This window comes from Sphaerisporangium sp. NPDC049002 (assembly GCF_040649355.1).
Lineage (GTDB): Bacteria > Actinomycetota > Actinomycetes > Streptosporangiales > Streptosporangiaceae > Sphaerisporangium.
On record NZ_JBEZFH010000004.1, the window covers coordinates 80,612 to 99,133 of the forward strand.

Annotated in this window: 16 protein-coding genes, 2 tRNA genes and 1 riboswitch; of the genes, 9 read left to right on the forward strand and 9 right to left on the reverse strand. The window is 68.4% G+C overall.

All coding sequences use genetic code 11. The features are described from left to right. The first annotated feature begins 39 nt into the window (after positions 1–39). Positions 40–1,158, forward strand: coding sequence for a PP2C family protein-serine/threonine phosphatase (locus tag AB0B89_RS01945; RefSeq protein WP_358546722.1), 1,119 nt, complete (start codon positions 40–42; stop codon positions 1,156–1,158). 10 nt (positions 1,159–1,168) lie between these two features. On the opposite strand, the gene AB0B89_RS01950 is transcribed toward AB0B89_RS01945, so the two are convergent. Then, positions 1,169–1,831 carry a response regulator transcription factor gene (locus AB0B89_RS01950; protein WP_358546725.1) on the reverse strand — a complete coding sequence of 221 codons (663 nt, stop codon included), beginning with the start codon at positions 1,829–1,831 and terminating at the stop codon, positions 1,169–1,171. A 193-nt stretch (positions 1,832–2,024) separates the two neighbouring features. Between AB0B89_RS01950 and AB0B89_RS01955 the strand changes: the two genes are divergently transcribed. Further along, positions 2,025–3,332, forward strand: a complete 1,308-nt coding sequence (locus tag AB0B89_RS01955; RefSeq protein WP_358546728.1) for a site-2 protease family protein — start codon at positions 2,025–2,027, stop codon at positions 3,330–3,332. Between the two features lie 64 nt (positions 3,333–3,396). Here the strand turns inward: AB0B89_RS01955 and AB0B89_RS01960 are convergent, their stop codons facing one another. The 6 genes from AB0B89_RS01960 to AB0B89_RS01985 all read right to left on the reverse strand — a co-directional run bounded on the left by AB0B89_RS01960 (position 3,397) and on the right by AB0B89_RS01985 (position 9,623). Then, a complete protein-coding gene (locus tag AB0B89_RS01960) occupies positions 3,397–4,338 on the reverse strand; it encodes a hypothetical protein (protein WP_358546731.1) in 942 nt (313 codons plus the stop codon). A gap of 34 nt (positions 4,339–4,372) precedes the next feature. Next, positions 4,373–4,508, reverse strand: a riboswitch (cyclic di-AMP (ydaO/yuaA leader). A gap of 63 nt (positions 4,509–4,571) precedes the next feature. Then, positions 4,572–5,654 carry a galactose-1-phosphate uridylyltransferase gene (gene galT / locus AB0B89_RS01965; RefSeq protein ID WP_358546733.1) on the reverse strand — a complete coding sequence of 361 codons (1,083 nt, stop codon included), beginning with the start codon at positions 5,652–5,654 and terminating at the stop codon, positions 4,572–4,574. Beyond that, positions 5,651–6,451 (reverse strand): DeoR/GlpR family DNA-binding transcription regulator, encoded by an 801-nt coding sequence (locus AB0B89_RS01970; RefSeq protein WP_358546759.1) that lies wholly within the window; start codon positions 6,449–6,451, stop codon positions 5,651–5,653. Before AB0B89_RS01970 ends, galT begins: the two co-directional genes overlap by 4 nt. Before the next feature lie 336 nt (positions 6,452–6,787). Then, the gene (locus AB0B89_RS01975) at positions 6,788–7,357 is read right to left on the reverse strand and encodes a TIGR03086 family metal-binding protein (protein WP_358546736.1); all 570 of its coding nucleotides are present in this window, start codon (positions 7,355–7,357) and stop codon (positions 6,788–6,790) included. A gap of 105 nt (positions 7,358–7,462) precedes the next feature. Then, positions 7,463–8,806: an NAD(P)/FAD-dependent oxidoreductase gene (locus AB0B89_RS01980; protein ID WP_358546739.1), complete on the reverse strand. Its 1,344-nt coding sequence runs from the start codon at positions 8,804–8,806 to the stop codon at positions 7,463–7,465. A gap of 88 nt (positions 8,807–8,894) precedes the next feature. After that, entirely contained in the window at positions 8,895–9,623 is a 729-nt protein-coding gene (locus AB0B89_RS01985; protein WP_358546741.1) for an amino acid racemase, read from the reverse strand. Positions 9,624–9,729: 106 nt separating this feature from the next. Between AB0B89_RS01985 and AB0B89_RS01990 the strand changes: the two genes are divergently transcribed. Continuing rightward, positions 9,730–10,308, forward strand: a complete 579-nt coding sequence (locus AB0B89_RS01990) for an XRE family transcriptional regulator (protein ID WP_358546743.1) — start codon at positions 9,730–9,732, stop codon at positions 10,306–10,308. A gap of 975 nt (positions 10,309–11,283) precedes the next feature. Here AB0B89_RS01990 and AB0B89_RS01995 read toward each other — a convergent pair. After that, positions 11,284–11,354, reverse strand: a tRNA-Gly gene (locus AB0B89_RS01995). 90 nt (positions 11,355–11,444) lie between these two features. Here AB0B89_RS01995 and AB0B89_RS02000 point away from each other — a divergent pair. Continuing rightward, positions 11,445–11,518, forward strand: a tRNA-Pro gene (locus AB0B89_RS02000). Positions 11,519–11,708: 190 nt separating this feature from the next. Here AB0B89_RS02000 and AB0B89_RS02005 read toward each other — a convergent pair. After that, complete coding sequence (locus tag AB0B89_RS02005) at positions 11,709–12,128, reverse strand: ATP-binding protein (RefSeq protein WP_358546762.1); 420 nt, start codon at positions 12,126–12,128, stop codon at positions 11,709–11,711. A 355-nt stretch (positions 12,129–12,483) separates the two neighbouring features. Here AB0B89_RS02005 and AB0B89_RS02010 point away from each other — a divergent pair, with 355 nt between their 5' ends. From AB0B89_RS02010 to AB0B89_RS02030, 5 genes are all read left to right on the forward strand, one after another. After that, positions 12,484–13,353 carry a helix-turn-helix transcriptional regulator gene (locus AB0B89_RS02010; protein WP_358546746.1) on the forward strand — a complete coding sequence of 290 codons (870 nt, stop codon included), beginning with the start codon at positions 12,484–12,486 and terminating at the stop codon, positions 13,351–13,353. Positions 13,354–13,560: 207 nt separating this feature from the next. Further along, positions 13,561–14,934: a trigger factor gene (gene tig / locus AB0B89_RS02015; RefSeq protein ID WP_358546749.1), complete on the forward strand. Its 1,374-nt coding sequence runs from the start codon at positions 13,561–13,563 to the stop codon at positions 14,932–14,934. Between the two features lie 250 nt (positions 14,935–15,184). Continuing rightward, positions 15,185–16,756, forward strand: a complete 1,572-nt coding sequence (locus AB0B89_RS02020; RefSeq protein WP_358546751.1) for a Na+/H+ antiporter — start codon at positions 15,185–15,187, stop codon at positions 16,754–16,756. A gap of 117 nt (positions 16,757–16,873) precedes the next feature. Beyond that, entirely contained in the window at positions 16,874–17,518 is a 645-nt protein-coding gene (locus AB0B89_RS02025; RefSeq protein WP_358546754.1) for an ATP-dependent Clp protease proteolytic subunit, read from the forward strand. 11 nt (positions 17,519–17,529) lie between these two features. Next, on the forward strand, positions 17,530–18,174 hold the full coding sequence (locus AB0B89_RS02030; RefSeq protein WP_358546757.1) for an ATP-dependent Clp protease proteolytic subunit: 645 nt from the start codon (positions 17,530–17,532) through the stop codon (positions 18,172–18,174). Positions 18,175–18,522: the final 348 nt, after the last annotated feature.

Below are 18,522 nucleotides of genomic sequence, written 5' to 3' on the forward strand. Positions count from 1 at the left end.
TGCCTAAAGTGCAGACGGGCAGATAGAGTCGGGTGCATCATGACTTCCCGTCCGGCGCCGCTGATCCCCCCACGGCTCCGCGCGATCCTGGTACGCATCCCGTTCCTGGTGCGGATCGTGCGATTCCTCCGCAGGGGACCGCTGGCGCGTGACCGGAATCTCCTCATCACCCTGAGTGTGCTCACCCTCCTGCTCGGCGGCCTCGCCGCGAGGGTGTCGACCGAGTGGTTCTCCCCGAGCCTGTTCATCCTCGTCATCCTGGTGGGCGGCCTTCAGCTCAGGCTGCGCAGCCTGGTCGTCCTCGCCGGCGCCGTCGGCGTCGCCCTCGGCTACATCGCCGTCGTGCTCGGCGTCGGGTCCGTGGGCGCGGGGTTCCTCGTGACCATCGGGTTCACCACGGTCCTGGCGGTCCTGATGGCCCGCACCCGCGGGAAGCTCGGCGTGCAGGGCCTGCGCGGCGACGTCATGCTCCTGGAGCTCAGAGACCGGCTGAAGAGGCAGGGAGAGCTGCCGCGGCTGCCCACCAAAGACTGGGGCTCGCGCGTCGTGCTCAAGCAGGCGGGCGGCTCCTCGTTCGGCGGCGACTTCCTGGTCTCCATGCGTCACGGCGACATCCTGGAGATCGCGCTGGTCGACGTCTCGGGCAAGGGGGTGGATGCCGGCACCCGCGCGCTCATGCTCTCCGGCACCTTCGGAGGGCTGCTCGGATCGGTCGACTCGTTCCTGCCGGCCTGCAACGCCTATCTCCACCGCCAGCCCGAGGGGGAGGGCTTCGTCACGGCCGTCCACCTGCGCCTCGACCTGTCCACCGGGGCCTACGACATCACCTCGGCCGGTCACCCGCCCGTGGTCAAGTTCGACGCGGGCACCGGCACCTGGCAGGTGTCGGCGGCCAAGGGCGTGGTGCTGGGCGTCGTCCCCGACCTGCACTGCGAGCCCGACAGCGGAGTGCTCCACAAGGGCGACGCGCTCATGCTCTACACCGACGGCCTGATCGAGCAGCCCGGCCGCGACATCGACTCGGGGCTCGACCGGCTCCTCGGCGAGGCCGAGAGGCTCGTGCCCTCGGGCTTCTACGACGGCGCACGGCCCCTGGTCAACTCCATGTCGGCCGGGCACAACGACGACTGCGCCCTGATCCTCATCTGGCGCCCGTAGGGCTCCGCCGTCACAACCAGCCCGCCTCGGCCGCGATGCGCACGGCGTCGGCCCGGTTGCGCGCACCGGTCTTGCAGATGACGCGCGACAGGTGGTTTCGGACCGTTCCCACCGACAGATAGAGCTTCGCGGCGATCTCCTTGGAGGCCGCACCCTGCGCCGCGATGCGGAGCACGTCCAGCTCGCGAGGGGTCAGAGGGTTGTCCGCCGAGGTCAACGCCGCGATGGCGAGGTCGGAGTCCACGGCCTTGCGCCCGGCGGCGACCCGCCTGATGCCGTCCGCGAGATGCTCCGGCGCCACGTCGATGCTGAGGAAGCCGAGCGCGTGCGCGGCGAAGGCCCGCCGCACCTGCCCGGGATTGGGCTGCGCGGACAACAGGAGCACCTTGCAGCCAGGGGCCTTCTCGTGCAGGCGGGCCGCCGCGGTGAGGCCGTCGACGTCGGGAAGGTCCACGTCGATCACCGCCGCATCCGGGCTGAGCTCCAGAGCTGCCGGCACGATGTATTCGCCTGAGGCGACGTCGGCGATCACCATGAGATCCTTCTCTCCGTTCAGTGATGCCACCAGCCCTCGGCGAACCAGCGGGAGATGCTCGGCAACCAGGATGCGTATCAAGGTGCTCCCTTGGGTGGCCTTGGAACAGATCGGGCAAATCGCGCTTCGCCCTTTCATATCCCACGGTGTCTACATGATTGCTTACCGTCAATGCAGTCTCCCGATTCGGTCCACCTCGCGCAAGTCACTCCTACGGTTGGTCGTTGACAGGTGATTTCACGGCCCGGCCGGAGTCGCCGCCGAGTTCGGTTACTCTCAGACGGGGCAATGTAAACAGAAGGCATCTTCTCCGCAGGTGGGGGTAGCACCTATGAGCTGGCTCATCGTGGCCGGGTTTCTCATCTTCTTCCTGGGGATGGCCCTGTCCATCGGCCTGCACGAGCTGGGGCACCTCGTCCCGGCCAAGATCTTCGGGGTCAAGGTCACGCAGTACATGGTGGGTTTCGGGCCCACCATGTGGTCGCGGCGCCGCGGCGAGACCGAATATGGCATGAAGTGGATTCCGCTCGGCGGCTACATCCGCATGATCGGCATGCTGCCTCCGAAGCCCGACGCCGATCCCACCAAGCTGCGCGGCATGTCCACGGGGCCGTGGCAGGGGCTCATCGAGACCACCCGCCAGGCGTCCCTGGAGGAGGTCGGGCCAGGTGACGGCGAGCGGGTCTTCTACCGCAAGCCCTGGTGGCAGAAGGCCATCATCATGTCGGGCGGGCCCGCCATGAACTTCGTGCTGGCCTTCGCCCTGTTCGCCGTGGTGATCATGGGGTTCGGCGTCCAGGTCACCAAGCCGATCGTGGCCGGGATCCCCGAGTGCGTCATGACCCAGGCCGAGCAGGCGAAGGGCCAGAAGTGCACTCCCTCGCACCCGCGGAGCCCCGCCGCGGCCGCCGGGCTGCGGGTGAACGACAAGATCGTCGCTGTCGGCGGGAAGCAGGTGGCCTCGTGGGAGGAGGCGACGAAGATCATCCGGATGCACGGCGCCGGGCCCATCGCCATCGGCATCGAGCGCGGCGGCAAGCCCATGACGCTCAACGCGAACCTGATCGCGCAGGACCGCCCGTCGATCGACGACCCGGCGAAGATCGACAAGGCCGTCGGCTACCTGGGCGTCAGCGCCACCGTCGTCCTTGAGAAGCAGGGCCCCGGTTACGTCGCCGGCGTCATGTGGGACGTGACCAAACGCAGTGCCCAGGCTCTCGGAAGGTTCCCCGAGAAGCTCGTCGGGGTCTGGCACGCCGCCTTCGGCGGGGGTGAGCGCGATCTCAACAGCCCGATGAGCGTCGTCGGCGCGGGCCGCATCGGCGGCGAGATCGCCGCGGCCCCCGTCCCGGTCGAGAACAAGATCTCCGGGCTGCTCCAGCTTCTCGCCGGAGTGAACCTCGCAGTGGGCCTGTTCAACCTCATCCCGCTGATGCCCCTTGACGGCGGCCAGATCGCGGGCGCGCTCTGGGAGGGCCTCAAGCGGGGGTACGCCCGGGTCCGCCGGCGTCCGGCTCCCGGGTACGTGGACATCGCCAAGGCCCTGCCCCTGACCTACGCCATGGCGGCCGTGCTCCTCGTGATGGGCACCCTGCTCATCTACGCCGACATCGTCAACCCGATCCGCCTGGCGGGCTGACCGGCCGCCCCGCCCCGCCCCGGCCGGCCTTCAGCCGAGCCGGGCCGGGCCGGGCCGGGAGTGGCTAGTACATCGAGACGTGCACGTGGTCGAAGTGGTTCGCGGTGACGCCGCCGCGGTTCGACATGGCCCGCCAGCCGGGGAATCCCAGGTTGTAGATCCGCTGCTTGTAGATCACGTACTTCACACCCAGCTTGCGGCCGTTCTTGATGACCCAGGCGGCGACCTGGTCGCCCAGCGCGGCCTCCGCGGCCGAGGGCATCGCGCCGCCGGAGCTCAGCATGAAGTCGCACGCCCGGCCCAGCGGGTGCTCACCGCCGTCGTTCTCCGCGCGGTAGCAGCCGACCGGGAAGCTCAGGGAGAAGTGGTCCTTCACCTCGGCGCGCATCAGCCGCGTCCTCGGGGTGATGTTGTCGCCGCCGGTGGGGAGCTCGGGAGCCCATGACCCGTTCGCCCGCTTGCCCGGCGCGGTCGGGACGAGCTGGTCGAGCTTGTCCTTGATCTGCCCGATCAGCTTCTCGGCGTCCTTGCGCTGGGCGGTCACCTCCACGACGTCGTCGCGGAGCTGCTTGGTCAGATCGGCCGCGTCGTCGGCGGCCTTCTTGCGGGCGTCCCTGGCCGAGGTGAAGCCCACCAGCTTGGCCGACTGCTCGGCCTGGAGCTGCTGGAGCATGGCGGCGTCACCGTAGCCCGGTGACATGAGCTCGCCCACCATGCCGAGGCCGCCCGCCTGGTAGCGGAGCTGGGCGATGTCGCCGACCTGTTCCTGCGCCGCCTTGAGGTCGGTCTCGGCGTTCCGCAGGCGCTCGCGTGCCGACTTCTCGGCCGCCTTGGCCTTGGCGACGGCGACGCGCTTGGCGTTGTACTCGCCGATCAGTTTGTCGACCTTCTTGCCGAGGTCGGCAAGCTGCGACTTGAGCTGTTTCTCTGAGGGTTTCGGGGCGGCGTTTCCCGCCGTCGTCTGGCCGAGCAAGAGCCCGGCCGCGGTCAGAACGCTGGCGGCCACGTAGACGTAGCGGCCCGAAGTCGGGGGCAGAGCCCACTCCTCTCCATCTGCCGACCGGGTTAGCTGACGGGTTCGGGCCGGAGTCGCCCTACCACGAAGTGGATTCACCCCAAGAACCATTGGGTCCCCGGTTCCCAGGCGGGACACCTGGGATTAGGCGCACCGGCCGATGCGGCCGGTGTGCGATGGATGGTAGTGGTAAAGACCTGATTATGGCGACTTTGAGGTGGAAATCACCCGAGGTCATCCTGGGACCGGAGCAGCCGGGCCGCCTCCTCGGGGAGGACGTCGTTCACGAAGGCGCCCATCGCGGACTCCGAACCGGCCAGGTACTTCAGCTTCTCCTTGGCCCTCCGGATGGTGAACAGCTGGAGGTGCAGGTAGGCCAGGTCGCGCCCTGTGCGGACCGGGGCCTGGTGCCAGGCCGCGACGTAGGGCATCGGCACGCCGAACAGGCCGTCGAGCCGCCTGAGCACCTCGGTGTAGAGAGGGCCGAACGCCGCGCGCTCCTCGGCGTCCAGCGAGCACAGGTCGGGGACCTTGCGGTTCAGGTAGACGTTCACCTCGAACGGCCACCGGGCCGCGGCCGGGACGAACGCCGTCCAGTAGTCGTTCGACGCCACCAGGCGCGTCTCGTCCTTGCGCTCGGCCTCCAGCACGTCGGCGAACAGGTTGCCGCCCGTGCGGTCCCGGTAGCGCTCGGCGGAGGCCAGCATCTGCCGGGTGCGGGGAGTCACGTAGGGATAGGCGTAGATCTGCCCGTGCGGGTGGGACAGCGTGATGCCGATCTCGGCGCCCCGGTTCTCGAAGCAGAACACCTGCTCCACGCCGGGCAGCGCCGAGAGCTCGGCGGTACGGTCGGCCCAGGCCGTGAGGACCAGGTCGACCTGGTCGGGGGAGAGCGTCGCGAACGACGACCCGTGCTCGGAGGTGAAGCACACCACCTCGCAGCGGCCGAGGCCGGGCCGTACCTCGCTCAGTCCGCCCACCTGCTCGTAGTCGCCCGCGTGGAAGCTGAAGGACGGGAACCGGTTCTCGAAGACGGCGACGTCGTACTCGGCGGACGGGATCTCGGTCGGCCGGCCCGGCGCCGAGGGGCACAGGGGGCACTCGGCGGCGGGAGGCAGGAACGTACGGCTCTGCCGGTGACCGGCGACCGCGACCCACTCGTCCATGACCGGGTCGTGGCGCAGCTCGGACGCCGGAGGGCGCGGGGGCAGCTCACGGGTGTCGGGCGCGCCGCGGTCGGCGTCGTCGCGGCGGTCGAAGTAGATCAGCTCGCGGCCGTCGGCGAGGCGGGTGGCCGTGCGCTTCACTGGGCCACCACCTGCGGGGCACCGGCGGGGCCGGTCAGGATCAGGGTGCCGACCTGGTCGGACAGCGTCGACCTGGCCTCCTCGGGCAGGCCGGTGTCGCTGATCACGACGTGGGCCTCGTCGAGCTTGGCGATCGTGCTGATGCCCACCGTGCCCCACTTGGTGTGGTCGGCGAGCACGACGAGCTGCTGCGCGGCGGCGACCAGCTCGCGGTTCGTCTCGGCCTCCAGCAGGTTGGGAGTCGTGAACCCCGCCCGGGAATTCATGCCGTGCACGCCGAGCATGAGCGTGTCGACGTTCAGCCGGCGGATGGCGGCCACGGCGACCGGGCCCACCAGCGCGTCCGACGGAGTGCGCACTCCTCCGGTGAGCACCACGGTCTGGTCGGGACGACCCGACCGGTGGAAGACGTCGGCGACCTGCACCGAGTTGGTGATGACGGTCAGCTCGGGGATGTCGGCCAGATGGTGGGCGAGCGTCCACGTGGTCGTGCCCGCCGACAGCGCCACGGCGGTGCCGGGGCGTACGAGCTCGGCGGCCCGGCGCGCGATGGCCTCCTTCTCGGCCTGCTGGCGCACGGACTTGGCCGCGAACCCCGGCTCCTCGGTGGACCCGGCGCCCGTGGCCGTGGCGCCGCCGTGCACCTTCTCGATCAGCCCGCGCTCGGCCAGGACCTCCAGGTCGCGGCGGATGGTCATATCGGACACCCCGAGCTCGCGGACCAGGTCGGCGACCCGTGCCGCGCCGTTCCTGCGAACGCGCTCGAGGATCGCCTGCTGCCGTTGCTGGGCCAGCATCGTGCTCTCCTCTTCAACAGATTCCAACAAATTATCGCACGTTACTAACGGTCCAATGTTGAGAATTGATGGCGGAGAGCTCACAACCGGGACGCCGCGGGTATGACGTGACGCGGTGCGCGTCTTTGATGTTTGGGCCTTGTACGGCTCCGCGACCGGGAGCAGTGTGGGTGGACGAGCCGCACGGAAAGGGGACCGCGAGATGGGAAGACGCGCGCGCAAGGGCAAGGCCCGCAGGAAGAAGAAGGCCAACCACGGCAAGCGGCCGGTCTCCCGCTGACCGTTCCTGTCGTCCGGAGTCGAGGGGTGGTGAGATCAGGACGAGGGTGCGCCGTCTCAGCCGCCGCGCCCCCACGCGGCGAGCAGGCGTGTCTGCGGGTCGGCGTCCTCGGGTGACGGCGGGCGTTCTTCTATCACCCCGGCCAGCCGGTAGGCCTCTTCCGCCCCGGCGAACCACTCCGCGCACACCTCGACCAGCTCGGGATCCAGGCGGTCGTCCCCGCCGATCGCCGTGGCCATGTCCCAGGTGTGGATCAGCGTGTCCGCGAACAGTTCGGTGATGTACTCCCCGGCGGGGACGTCGCCGAACGACAGATGAACCGTCCGCGCCAGCAGGTCGTCCGGCTCCATCGCCCGCACCACGGCGGTGGCCGCGACGTCGAACGCCTTCACCGGGTCGTCGCCGAGCAGGTCGCCCTCGAAAAGGTCGCCCACCTCCGCGACGGTTCTGCCCGCCAGCAGCTCAGGTGCCCAGAGGGTCTCGCCCACCAGGTGGTCGACCAGGGTGTGCACGTCCCAGCCTCCGCACGCGGTGGGGAGCCGCCACTGGCCCGCCGTCACCTGGTGTACCTGCGAGCCGGCAGAGTCGAGGGCCCGCCGGTAGGCCTCCCGTATGTCCATCGTCATCATGCCCCTCCCGCGTCGTCGTCCCGACGTTAACCCGCCCGGAAGATCCCGTCAGGGGGAGGAAAGGGCGGGTTCGCGGCACCGCGCCGGTGAGGACACGAAGGGTCAGTCGAGCTGCCGGAGGGTGTCCTCGATCGCCCGGTGGAACGTCGGATAGGCGTAGATCATGGTCTTGAGCCGCTCGATCGGCATCCGCGCGTGCACGGCCAGCGTCAGCATGCTCAGCATCTCGCCCGCGTACGGCCCCGCGCTCGTCGCGCCGACCAGCACCCGCTCGTCCGCCACCAGCTTGACGAAGCCCTCGGCCCCGTGGATCCAGCCTCGGGCGGACGAGGAGAGCCGCGTGGACGCCGTTCGTACGGAGATGCCCTTCTCGCGCGCCTGGTGCTCGGTCATCCCCACCGCCGCCACCTCGGGATCGGTGAAGGTCACCCTCGGGACGGCGTGATAGGAGGCCGCCGGACCCGGCTCACCCAGGATGTCGGCCAGCGCGATCTTCGCCTGGTACGTCGCCATGTGGGTGAAGGCGCCCTTGCCCGTCACGTCGCCGAGCGCCCAGACGCCTTCGGCGGCGCGCATGTGCTCGTCGACCTCGATCGCGTGCGCGGACTCGTCGAGGCCGATCGCGCCGACGCCGAGCGCGGCGAGGTCGGACCGGCGCCCGGTGGCGACCAGCAGCTTCTCGGCCCGGTGGCTGCCGTCCTCGGTCATCACCGTGAAGGCGGACCCGTGGTGGTCCACCCGCGTGACCTTGGTGCCCGTACGGACCGTCACGCCCTCGCCGGCGAAGACCCTCGCGACCAGCTCGCACGCCTCAGGCTCCTCCGGGCCGAGGATCCGCTCGGCGGCCTCGATCACGGTGACCTCGGCCCCGAAACGGGCGAACACCTGCGCCAGTTCGGCCCCGATCGCACCGCCGCCCAGCACGATGAGCGACTCGGGCACCTGCTCGGCCTCGATCGCCTCGTGGTTGGTCCAGTACGGCGTGCCCGCGAGGCCCGCGATGGGCGGGATGGAGGCCTGGGATCCCGTGGAGATCACTGTGCCGCGGCGGGCGCGCAGCACGCGCGTGCCGTCGACCGTGACCTCCTTCGGCCCGGTGATCCGGCCACGGCCCCGTACCAGGGTGCCGCCCTTGCCGGTGAACCGATCGGCGGCCACCTTGTCGTTCCAGCCGTCGGTCGCCTCCTCACGGATGCGACGGGCCACGGGGGCCCAGTCGGGCGAGACGGCCGCCTCGCCCGCCATTCCGGGGATCCGCCTGCCCTCGGCGAGCAGGTCGGCCGCCCGGATCATCATTTTGGACGGGACGCATCCCCAGTAGGGGCACTCACCGCCCACGAGGTTGGCCTCCACCCCGGCGACGGCCAGACCCGCCTCCGCCAGGCGCTCGGCGACGTCCTCGCCGCCCGGCCCGAGACCCACGACGATGACGTCGAACTCTTCCATTTCCGCATCCATGGCCTCCCCCTGCCCAGGGGATATGGCGCCGACACGGACGCCGCCAAGATCCTCTGAAGTCCCGGGCGGGGTGCCGTCAGCCTCTGATCGGGCCGCCGCGCCAGACCGGCATCGGCTGACGGCCGGCGGCGACGTCGAACGCGGCGCGAGCCAGAAGGCGGGTCGAGTCCAACGTGGGAAGCGGGGAGGACTCGGGCGTCACCAGCAGCGGGATCTCCGTACACGCCAGGGCCACCGCGTCGCAGCCGCGCGCTGCCAGCTTCTCGATGACGCGGACGTACGCCTGGCGCGCGGCCTCGGTGAACACGCCGTTCACCAGCTCCTCGAAGATGATCTCGTTGACGACGCGCCGATCGCCCGCTTCCGGAACCTCGGCGGCGATCCCTCGTCCGGCGAGCGCCCTGGGATAGACCGGGCCGTCCATCAGGTATCCGGTCCCCAGCACGCCGACGCGCGTACGGCCGTCGCGCGCGGCGCGAGCGGCGACCACCTCGGCGATGTGCAGGCCTGGCAGGGCGAGGTCCTCTCCCTGTAGTTCGAGGGCCATGTGGGCGGTGTTGTCCGGGCAGACGAAGAAGTCCGCGCCCGCACGGTCGAGCCGCTCCACGCTCACCGACAGTGTGGCCCTGATCGAGCCGTGGTCTCCCGCGTCCCATGCGGGCATGCTGCGGGCCATGGCGATGAGGTCGACGGTCACGTCGGGGTGGTCGTGGGGACCCAGCCGGCGGAATCCCTCCTGGCAGAAGGTGCGGAAGCAGAGCGCGGCCCCTTCCGCGCTGTGGGCCAGGATGCCGAGATGCTTCATGGTGGCCGTTCCTCCATGTTCGTGCTGGCGAACATTCGTCCAGTAAAATGAACACTATAGCCAGTTGTTCGTCAAAGCGAACGAAACGACCTATGGAGCGAACATCTTGGGTAAGGGCTCACCCGGTGATGGCGGGAACCACGACCTGATCTCTCTGATCGCGGCGTCGATCCGCCGCGAGCGCGACCGCGCCGGGGTCTCCCTGACCGAGCTGGCCAGGCGGGCGGGCATAGCCAAATCCACGCTGTCCCAGCTCGAATCGGGCGCCGGCAACCCCAGCGTCGAGACCCTGTGGGCGATCGGCGCCGCGCTCGGCGTGCCGTTCAGCCGGCTGGTCGACCCTCCGAAGCCCGACGTGCGGGTGATCCGTGCGGGGGAGGGGCCGGTCATCCACTCGGAGCAGGCCAACTACGCGGCCACGCTGCTCGCCTCCTGCCCGCCGAACGCCCGGCGGGACCTCTACCGGATCGTGGCCCAGCCGGGCGAGCCCCGGGTCTCCGATCCGCACATGCCCGGCACGATCGAACACGTTGTGCTCGCCACCGGCCGCGCGCTGGCGGGCCCGGCCGAGGAGCCTGTCGAGCTCGGCCCGGGAGACTATGTCGTCTTCCCCGGCGACACGGCGCACATCTACAGGGCTCTCGAACCGGGCACCACGGCGGTGATCGTCATGGAGCACATCTGAGGTCTCACGCGCCCGCTTCACAAGGACGCGCCGGCGAAAGAAACAGAAAACGAGGCTGGGGGAAAACCGAGGCCCAGGTCGCCTTGACCTGGCGCACATCCCGAGTCGGCGCGGTGTGCGAACGAGCAAGCCGCTCCAGCTCAACCCGCTGCTCACCCGCTATCTCCAAGGCCCCAGCCGCAGCCACCATCCCACCCCGAAATACAAGAGATCATGCTTTAAGTGACACACCGCCGGTCTACCCCTTCGGCAGTACTCTTGCGAAATGCGGCCCCTTCGCTACTCCATCAACGTCACATTGGACGGGTGCTGCGATCATCGTGCGATCCCCGCGGACGAAGACTTGCATCGTCACCACGTCGGGAACCGCAACCAGGCGGATGCGCTCCTCTTCCGCCGCGTGACTTACGAAATGCTGGAGGCAGCGTGGCGGCCGCCGGCGCCGACGGGAGCGAGACCCGATTGGATGGAACCCTTCGCCCAGACGATCAGCGCGGCAAAGAAGTACGTCGTGTCGAGCACCCTGGAGCGGGTCGATTGGAACGCGGAACTTGTGCGCGGGGGATCTGGCCAAGGCCGTTCAGCAGCTCAAGCGGGAGTCTGGTCGGCGGCGGTGCGGCGCTGGGGCTCATGAACATCCGCAACCTGCTCCCCGACAAGATCGCGCTCCGGCTCGATGAGTCCGAACAGGTCGACATGGTTCTAGACGACGGCCCACGCGACCGGAGCGCTCTGACCGACCAGATCTCATCCGACTACATGCTCGGCGCCCGCATCGGCTACTTCCGACTGGCAACCGACCCCGACCCCGTCAGAGTCCGCGCGGCCTACGTCTCCGACGCAGGCATCCGGGCCATATCCCGCGTAGGCCCGAAAGGGGACAGGCACGCGACGGGCACGACACCAAAAGTAAGTCGTGAAAGAGTTAAGGCCCGGGCTGAGGATCATGTCCTCTACCTGGGCCTTTATCGCGAGAGCGGACGACGGGAATCGAACCCGCGTAGCCAGTTTGGAAGACTGGGGCTCTACCATTGAGCTACGTCCGCGCGAGCCGGTCTCCGTCTGGTCTAGACTTCATCCGGTCGTCAGGACGTAAGCGTACCGGAGATTGCGAGTGCGCGAGCGACCCGACGTTCCGGGGTGTAGCGCAGCTTGGTAGCGCGCCTGCTTTGGGTGCAGGAGATCATCGGTTCAAATCCGGTCACCCCGACGCGCCGATTTCCGGCTCCGCCGACGCGGGGGAGCCGGCGGCGGAGTTTCATGGTTTCAGCGGGTTCGTGTCCGGTCCTCGGCGCTCGTTGTCCGCAGATCGTTCACCGGCGTCCGGCACAGTCGGCGTCCGGCACTCACTGTCCGGTGCCGGGGGCGAAGGGCGCGGGAGTTGTCAGCGGTCGGGGCAGTCAGCGGTCGGCGCGGAAGAGGGCCCAGACGGCCTTGCCGCCCTCGTCCAGCGCGTCCCAGCCCCAGCACTTGCTGTAGGTCTCGACGATGTAGAGGCCGCGCCCGTGCTCGGAGATGAAGTCAGGCTCCTTGGGCGTGGGGACCTCGTCGCTGGGGTCCGACACCGCGAGCAGCACGTGGGGCGAAAGGCGCAGGAGCATCAGCGTGATCGGGTGCTCGTCGAAGTGCCGCGCGGAGTAGCTCGCGTAGCGCACGGCGTTGGTGACCAGTTCGGAGACCACGAGTGCCGCGTCGTCGCCGAGTTCCGGAAGTCCCCATCCCCTGAGGGTGGTCCGGGTCACGTCTCGGGCCGTTTTCACGGAATCGGCCTGGGGGCGTAACGGGCAGGTGGTGGCGTCCTCGCGATCACCCGACCGCAACAGCCTTTGAAATCCCACTTCACGGGTTACGTCCAGGCAGTGGGCCGCGGATACGGGCTCCAGCATCCTGCTGATACCTCCCGCTGTCATTGTCAGTCTCCGCAGCCAGTCGTCTCTTTACGAGTTAGTGCACCTTTAGCCCAATATGCACTAGGCCATCATGGGTCAGTATTGCGGCTTGGTGCAAGACCCAAATGCACGTGCAGTTGCTCCGTGCAGACGCATGAACTCGTACGGGTGGGACCTCTGAGACCTTCCGATGCGACCGGTGAAAGCGACGCGGGGGCGAGACCTTGTCATGGGGGCCGGAAGTGGTGACACTGTGTTGGCTGGCCTGAGTAGAGAAGGAGGCCGAATGACGCTGTTCCAGCCTGGATCCGGTCCGACGGCCCTCCGCATCCTCCTGGGCTCCCAGCTGCGTCGCCTCCGCGAGCAAAAGAACATTTCTCGCGAGGAGGCCGGTCATCTGATCCGCGGCTCCGAATCCAAGATCAGTAGGATGGAGCTGGGCCGGGTCGGATTCAAGGAACGCGATGTGGCGGACCTGCTCACCTTTTACGGAGTCGCGGACGGAGAGGCGCGGTCGGCCGTCATGGAGCTCCTGGAGAGAGCGAACGAACCAGGCTGGTGGCACCGTTTCAACGACCTCCTGCCCTCCTGGTTCCAGGCGTACGTCGGTCTCGAAGAGGCCACATCGCGCATCCGCACCTACGAGGTGCAGTTCATCCCCGGCCTGCTGCAGACCAAGGAGTACGCCCGCGCCGTCATCACCGCGGGTGCGGCCGGAGTCGGCCCCGCCGAGATCGCGCGCCGCGTCGACCTGCGGGTGGAACGCCAGCGCATCCTCGACCGCGCCGACGGGCCGGTCTTCTGGGCCGTGATCGACGAGGCCGCGCTGCGCAGGCCGATAGGCGGCGCCGACGTGATGCGCGGCCAGTTGCAGCACCTCCTTGAGCTCATGCGCCTGCCCAACATCACGATTCAGGTGATGCCGTTCAGTTTCGGCGGGCACAGTGCCGAGGGTGGCGCGTTCAGCATTCTGCGTTTCGAGGACAGCGAGCTTCCCGACGTGGTATACGTCGAGCAATTGGCTAGCGCTCTCTACCTGGACAAACGCGAGGAAGTGGACCGTTACAGCGAGGTGATGGAGCGGCTGTGCGCCGTGAGCACCACTCCTGACGGGACGGTCGACATCCTTCAGAAGATCATTTCTGATAGATTCTGACGCCTGTCGATGACGCCGAAGGTGCCCGCCTGCCCTAGACTGGCATGCGGCGCTGGACACCCGCCACAGTTGAGCACGCCCAGATAGTTGTGCCCGTTGGCCTGTGCACTGAGCCGCCCATGTGGGCGCGGCGCGCGATCATGTCGCGGTAGCCGTACGGCATGACGCGCCCGCGATCACCAGAAGCTTGATCAAGGAGACCACCCCGTGAAGACCGCTGTCGAGGAGCTCAGCCCGACCCGGGTCAAGCTCACCGTCGAGGTGCCGTTCGAGGAGCTCGAGACGAGCATGCAGGCGGCGTACAAGAAGGTCGCGCAGCAGGTGCGCGTGCCCGGCTTCCGCCCCGGCAAGGTTCCCGCCCGCATCATCGAGCAGCGCTTCGGCCGCGCGGTGGTTCTGGAGGAGACCCTCAACGACGCCCTGCCGAAGCTGTACGGCCAGGCCGTGGACGAGAGCGACGTCTTCCCTGTGAGCCAGCCCGAGATCGAGGTCACCAAGATCGACGATGGCAAGGAGGTGGAGTTCACCGCCGAGGTGGACGTCCGCCCGGCCTTCGACATCCCGGCCTACGAAGGCCTTGAGGTGACCGTTCCCTCGGCCGAGGTCTCCGATGAGGACATCGACGCCCAGATCGACGCGCTGCGCCAGCGGTTCGCCACGCTGACCGGGGTCGAGCGCCCCGCCGGCAACGGCGACTACGTCGTGATGGACCTCTCCGCCACGATCGACGGCAAGAACATCGAGGAGCAGCAGGCCTCGGACGTCTCCTACGAGGTGGGCGCCGGCTCGGTGCTGGAAGGCCTCGACGACGCCCTGGTGGGCATGGGCGCCGGCGACGAGAAGACCTTCACCACGACCCTCGTGGGCGGTGAGAACGCCGGCGAGGAAGCCGACGTCACCATCAACGTCAAGAGCGTCAAGGAGAAGGTCCTTCCTGAGCTCGACGACGAGTTCGCCGGCCTCGCCAGCGAGTTCGACACCCTGCAGGAGCTGCGCGACAGCATCCGCGAGCAGGCGCGCCGCAACAAGCTCGTCGACCAGGTCGTGCAGGCTCGTGAGAACGCCCTGGCGACCCTGCTCGACCAGCTCGACATCCCGCTGCCCGAGAGCGCGCTGAAGGCCGAGCTGGACGCCCGCAAGCACAACCTTGAGCACCAGATCGGCGAGAGCGGCCTCAGCCGCGAGGCGTTCTTCCGGCTCTACCAGACCACCGAGGAAGAGCGGTTCGCCGAGTTCGACGAGAACTCCCGCAAGGCGATCAAGACCGGCTTCCTGCTCGACAAGATCGTCAAGCAGGAGGAACTCGGGGTCAACGAGCAGGAGCTGACCAACTTCGTGGTGCGCCGCGCCATGCAGATGGGCGTCGCCCCGAACACCCTCGCCCAGCACCTCGCCGACAACGACCAGCTCACGCTGGCGATGGTCGAAATCGTCCGTGACAAGGCCAAGACCGTCATCGGCGATGCCGCCAAGGTGAGCGACGAGGCGGGCAACGAGGTCGACCTCAAGGCCATCTACACCGAGCTCAACGAGGCCGACGAGGCCGCTGCCGCCGAGGCCGCCGCCCAGCCGGCCGAGTGACCCTCCGGCCCGCGTGACGTCAACGCCTGGTTGAGGCTTTGACGAGTCCTTCTTGACGGCTCGGTCCTCCGATCGGGCCGTCCTGGAAGGCGATGCCGACCCGGCTTCCACGACGCCCCCGCCGCGCTCTCGCGGCGGGGGCGTCGTCGTCTCTCACTCCACGCCGAAGATAGATGCATGCACGCTTAGGGTGATTATTGCCGATTGCCGGGCAACTCCCGACTGTGGGCGCAGGCAACCGGGGGAGCGGATGATCGAGGATTACCTCATCGTCGCCGTGGTCATCGCCGTGATCATGCTGGTCGGGCGCGGGCTGGCACGGCACTTCGGCATCCCGCAGGCGATCCCGCTCGTCCTGCTCGGAGTGGGCGCGAGCCTGCTGCCGGGGATGTCCAAGGCCGCTGTGGCGCCCGACGTCATCCTCAACATCTACTTGCCGCTGCTGGTCTACCGTGCCGCGTTCCTGACCGCGCCTCGCGAGACCAAGGAGGACGCGGTCCCGATCTCGGTGATGGCCTTCGGCCTCACCTGCGTGACCGCCCTCGCCGTCATGGTGGCGGTGCACCTGGCCGTGCCGCAGGTGGGCTGGCCTGTCGCCCTCGCGCTCGGCGCGGCGGTGTCGCCCACGGACCCGGTCGCCGCGACCTCGATCATGAAGCGCGTCGGAGCACCGCGCCGCCTGGTGACGATCCTTGAGGGGGAGAGCCTCGTCAACGACGCTGTGGCCCTGACCTTGTTCGGCCTCGCCCTCACGGCGCTCGCCGAGCCGGTCACGCTGGCCGGCGGGGCCTTGATGATGATCCGCGTGGTCGCGGGCGCCGTGCTGTACGGCCTGGTCGTCGGATGGCTCGTGGCCCGGCTCCGCCTCTGGATCAAGGACGGTGGCGCGCAGATCGTGGTCTCCCTGATCACGCCGTTCCTCGCCTACCTCCCTGCGGAACATTTCGGACTCTCCGGGGTGCTCGCCACCATCACCACGGGCTTCTACCTCGGCATGCGCGCCCAGGGCCTGCTCCAGCCCGCCTCCAGGCTCACCGGCAACGCCTTCTGGGACGTCCTGGTCTTCCTGCTGGAGTCCAGCCTGTTCGTCCTGCTCGGGCTGGAGATCCCCCAGGTGATCGCCGGGGTGTCGGACTACTCGGCGGCCTCGCTGGCGGGGACGGCCCTGATCGTCCTCGCCGTCATCGTGCTGCTCCGCGTGATGTGGACCATGGTGGTGTTCCCGCTGGCCAAGTGGCTGCCGGGCAGGCACCTGTCCTTCGACCGCGTCGCCAGGGCCGAACGCCTCGTCATGGGCTGGGCGGGAATGCGCGGCGCGATCACGCTCGCGGTCGCGCTGTCGATCCCCCTGACCGTGCCGAACCGGCCGTTGATGATCTTCCTGGCCGCGGTGGTGGTCCTCGTCACCCTTCTCGGTCAGGCCACCACGCTGGCTCCGCTGCTGCGCCGCCTCGGCCTGGGCGAGTCGAAGAAGTCCGTCATCGAGGAGGCCACGGCCCGCGAGGCCACGATGGAGGCCGCCCTGGCGCGCCTCGACCGGCTCAGCTCGGACGGCCGGGTGGACGACCACATGGCCGACGTCTTCCGCCAGCTGTTCGAACTGCGGCTCGACCGCGTACGGGCGATCCTCGACGACGACGGGGACGACGACGGGGAGCCGGGCCAGTCGGAGACCCGGTGGCTGCGCAAACAACTCGCCCACGCCCAGCGTGAGAAACTGGACGAGCTTTACTCGAAGGGCACCATCAGCGCCGGGACGCAGCGCCATCTCATCCACGAGCTTGACCTAGAGGATCGCGGCCGCGCGTCGGGGCCCCACTGAGCCCCTAGGCACCTGCGCCGTCAGCGAACAGTGTGAAGACGAGGTCTGACCGGTCGGTGCCGCGCGTTAAGGTCACAAGCAAAGCCCATCGATTACGACGCATCGGAAGGTGACGCTGTGACCAGCCCGCCGACCTCTTTCCAGCCCACCAGCTTCGGGCCGGAGTCGCGTGGCCGTGAGAACGGCTCGTTCCGGCTAGAGGACCAGCTATACAACCGTCTGCTGCGTGAGCGCATCGTGGTGCTCGGCACCCAGGTGGACGACGAGGTCGCCAACCGCATCTGCGCCGAGCTGCTGCTCCTGGCCGCCGACGACTCCGACCGTGACATCTGGCTCTACATCAACTCTCCTGGCGGTTCGGTGACTGCCGGCATGGCGATTTACGACATGATGGAGTATGTGCCGAACGATGTGTGCACGGTCGCCATGGGTCTCGCCGCCTCGATGGGGCAGTTCCTGCTGTGCGCGGGGGCCACTGGCAAGCGTTACGCGCTGCCGCACGCTCGCATCATGATGCACCAGCCTTCCGGCGGCATCGGCGGCACGGCCGCGGACATCGCGATCCAGGCCGAGCAGATGCTCTACGTCAAGAAGACCTTGGCGGAGCGCATCGCCTACCACACGGGCCAGCCGCTCGACCAGATCGAGAGAGACTCCGATCGGGACCGCTGGTTCACGGCCGAGGAGGCCAAGGACTACGGCTTCATCGACAATGTCGTGCGCAGCGCGCGGCAGGTGCCCTCTGAGGGCGCCGTCTCCTGAAGGGGCAATTCGTGAGTGATCTGATCCGGCCGGGAGACATCAACGGCCGCTACATCATCCCTTCGTTCGTCGAACGCACCACGTACGGCGTCAAGGAGATGAACCCTTACAACAAGCTCTTCGAGGACCGCATCATCTTCCTCGGGGTGCAGATCGACGACGCGTCGGCGAACGATGTGATGGCCCAGTTGCTGACCCTGGAGTCACTCGATCCCGACCGTGACATCAGCATCTACATCAACTCGCCGGGCGGCTCGTTCACCGCCATGACGGCGATCTACGACACGATGCAGTTCGTCCGCCCGGAGATCCAGACGGTCTGCCTCGGCCAGGCGGCTTCCGCCGCGGCCGTGCTGCTGGCCGGCGGCACCCCGGGCAAGCGCTTCGCGCTGCCGAACGCCCGTGTCCTGATCCACCAGCCGTCCACCGAGGGCGGCGGCCAGGGAAGCGACATCGAGATCCAGGCGCGCGAGATCCTGCGGATGCGCTCGCTGCTGGAGGAGATCGTCGCCCGTCATTCGGGCAAGTCGCAGGAGGAGGTCCGTCGCGACATCGAGCGCGACAAGATCCTCAATGCCGACGAGGCCAAGGACTATGGCCTGATCGACGACATCATCCCCTCACGGAAGAAACGCGCCCAAGCCGTGGCTTCCTGAGGACGCGGATCGCACCGGAACGGTGCCCAATTGGGCACGTTCCGGTGCGACTCACCGCTAGGGGGCGCACTGAGGGCCCAGAAGACGGTAACGTCGAAACCTGAGCGGGATGACTTTTCGGACCGAGTCCGCAAGATTCGGATCGCGGAGCAGGCGGTCCCACGCAAAGGAGTATCTGGGGTGGCACGCATCGGCGACGGCGGAGACCTGCTGAAGTGCTCGTTCTGCGGGAAGAGCCAGAAGCAAGTCAAGAAGACGGCCTGCTGGGTGATCGACAGGTCGGCGGCGGCCTCCTGGAACTGCCCCGCGTCAGCGGCGGCGACGAAGGTCCGGACGGTGTCGAGATCC

Bases quoted from the DNA above. Each gene is read 5' to 3' on its own strand.
- AB0B89_RS02020 (WP_358546751.1), top strand. From the start codon at position 15,185: ATGATCGAGGATTACCTCATCGTCGCCGTGGTCATCGCCGTGATCATG.
- AB0B89_RS01980 (WP_358546739.1), bottom strand. From the start codon at position 8,806: ATGGAAGAGTTCGACGTCATCGTCGTGGGTCTCGGGCCGGGCGGCGAG.
- AB0B89_RS01945 (WP_358546722.1), top strand. From the start codon at position 40: ATGACTTCCCGTCCGGCGCCGCTGATCCCCCCACGGCTCCGCGCGATC.
- AB0B89_RS02010 (WP_358546746.1), top strand. From the start codon at position 12,484: ATGACGCTGTTCCAGCCTGGATCCGGTCCGACGGCCCTCCGCATCCTC.
- AB0B89_RS01985 (WP_358546741.1), bottom strand. From the start codon at position 9,623: ATGAAGCATCTCGGCATCCTGGCCCACAGCGCGGAAGGGGCCGCGCTC.
- AB0B89_RS01970 (WP_358546759.1), bottom strand. From the start codon at position 6,451: ATGCTGGCCCAGCAACGGCAGCAGGCGATCCTCGAGCGCGTTCGCAGG.
- AB0B89_RS01975 (WP_358546736.1), bottom strand. From the start codon at position 7,357: ATGACGATGGACATACGGGAGGCCTACCGGCGGGCCCTCGACTCTGCC.
- AB0B89_RS01955 (WP_358546728.1), top strand. From the start codon at position 2,025: ATGAGCTGGCTCATCGTGGCCGGGTTTCTCATCTTCTTCCTGGGGATG.
- AB0B89_RS01950 (WP_358546725.1), bottom strand. From the start codon at position 1,831: ATGAAAGGGCGAAGCGCGATTTGCCCGATCTGTTCCAAGGCCACCCAA.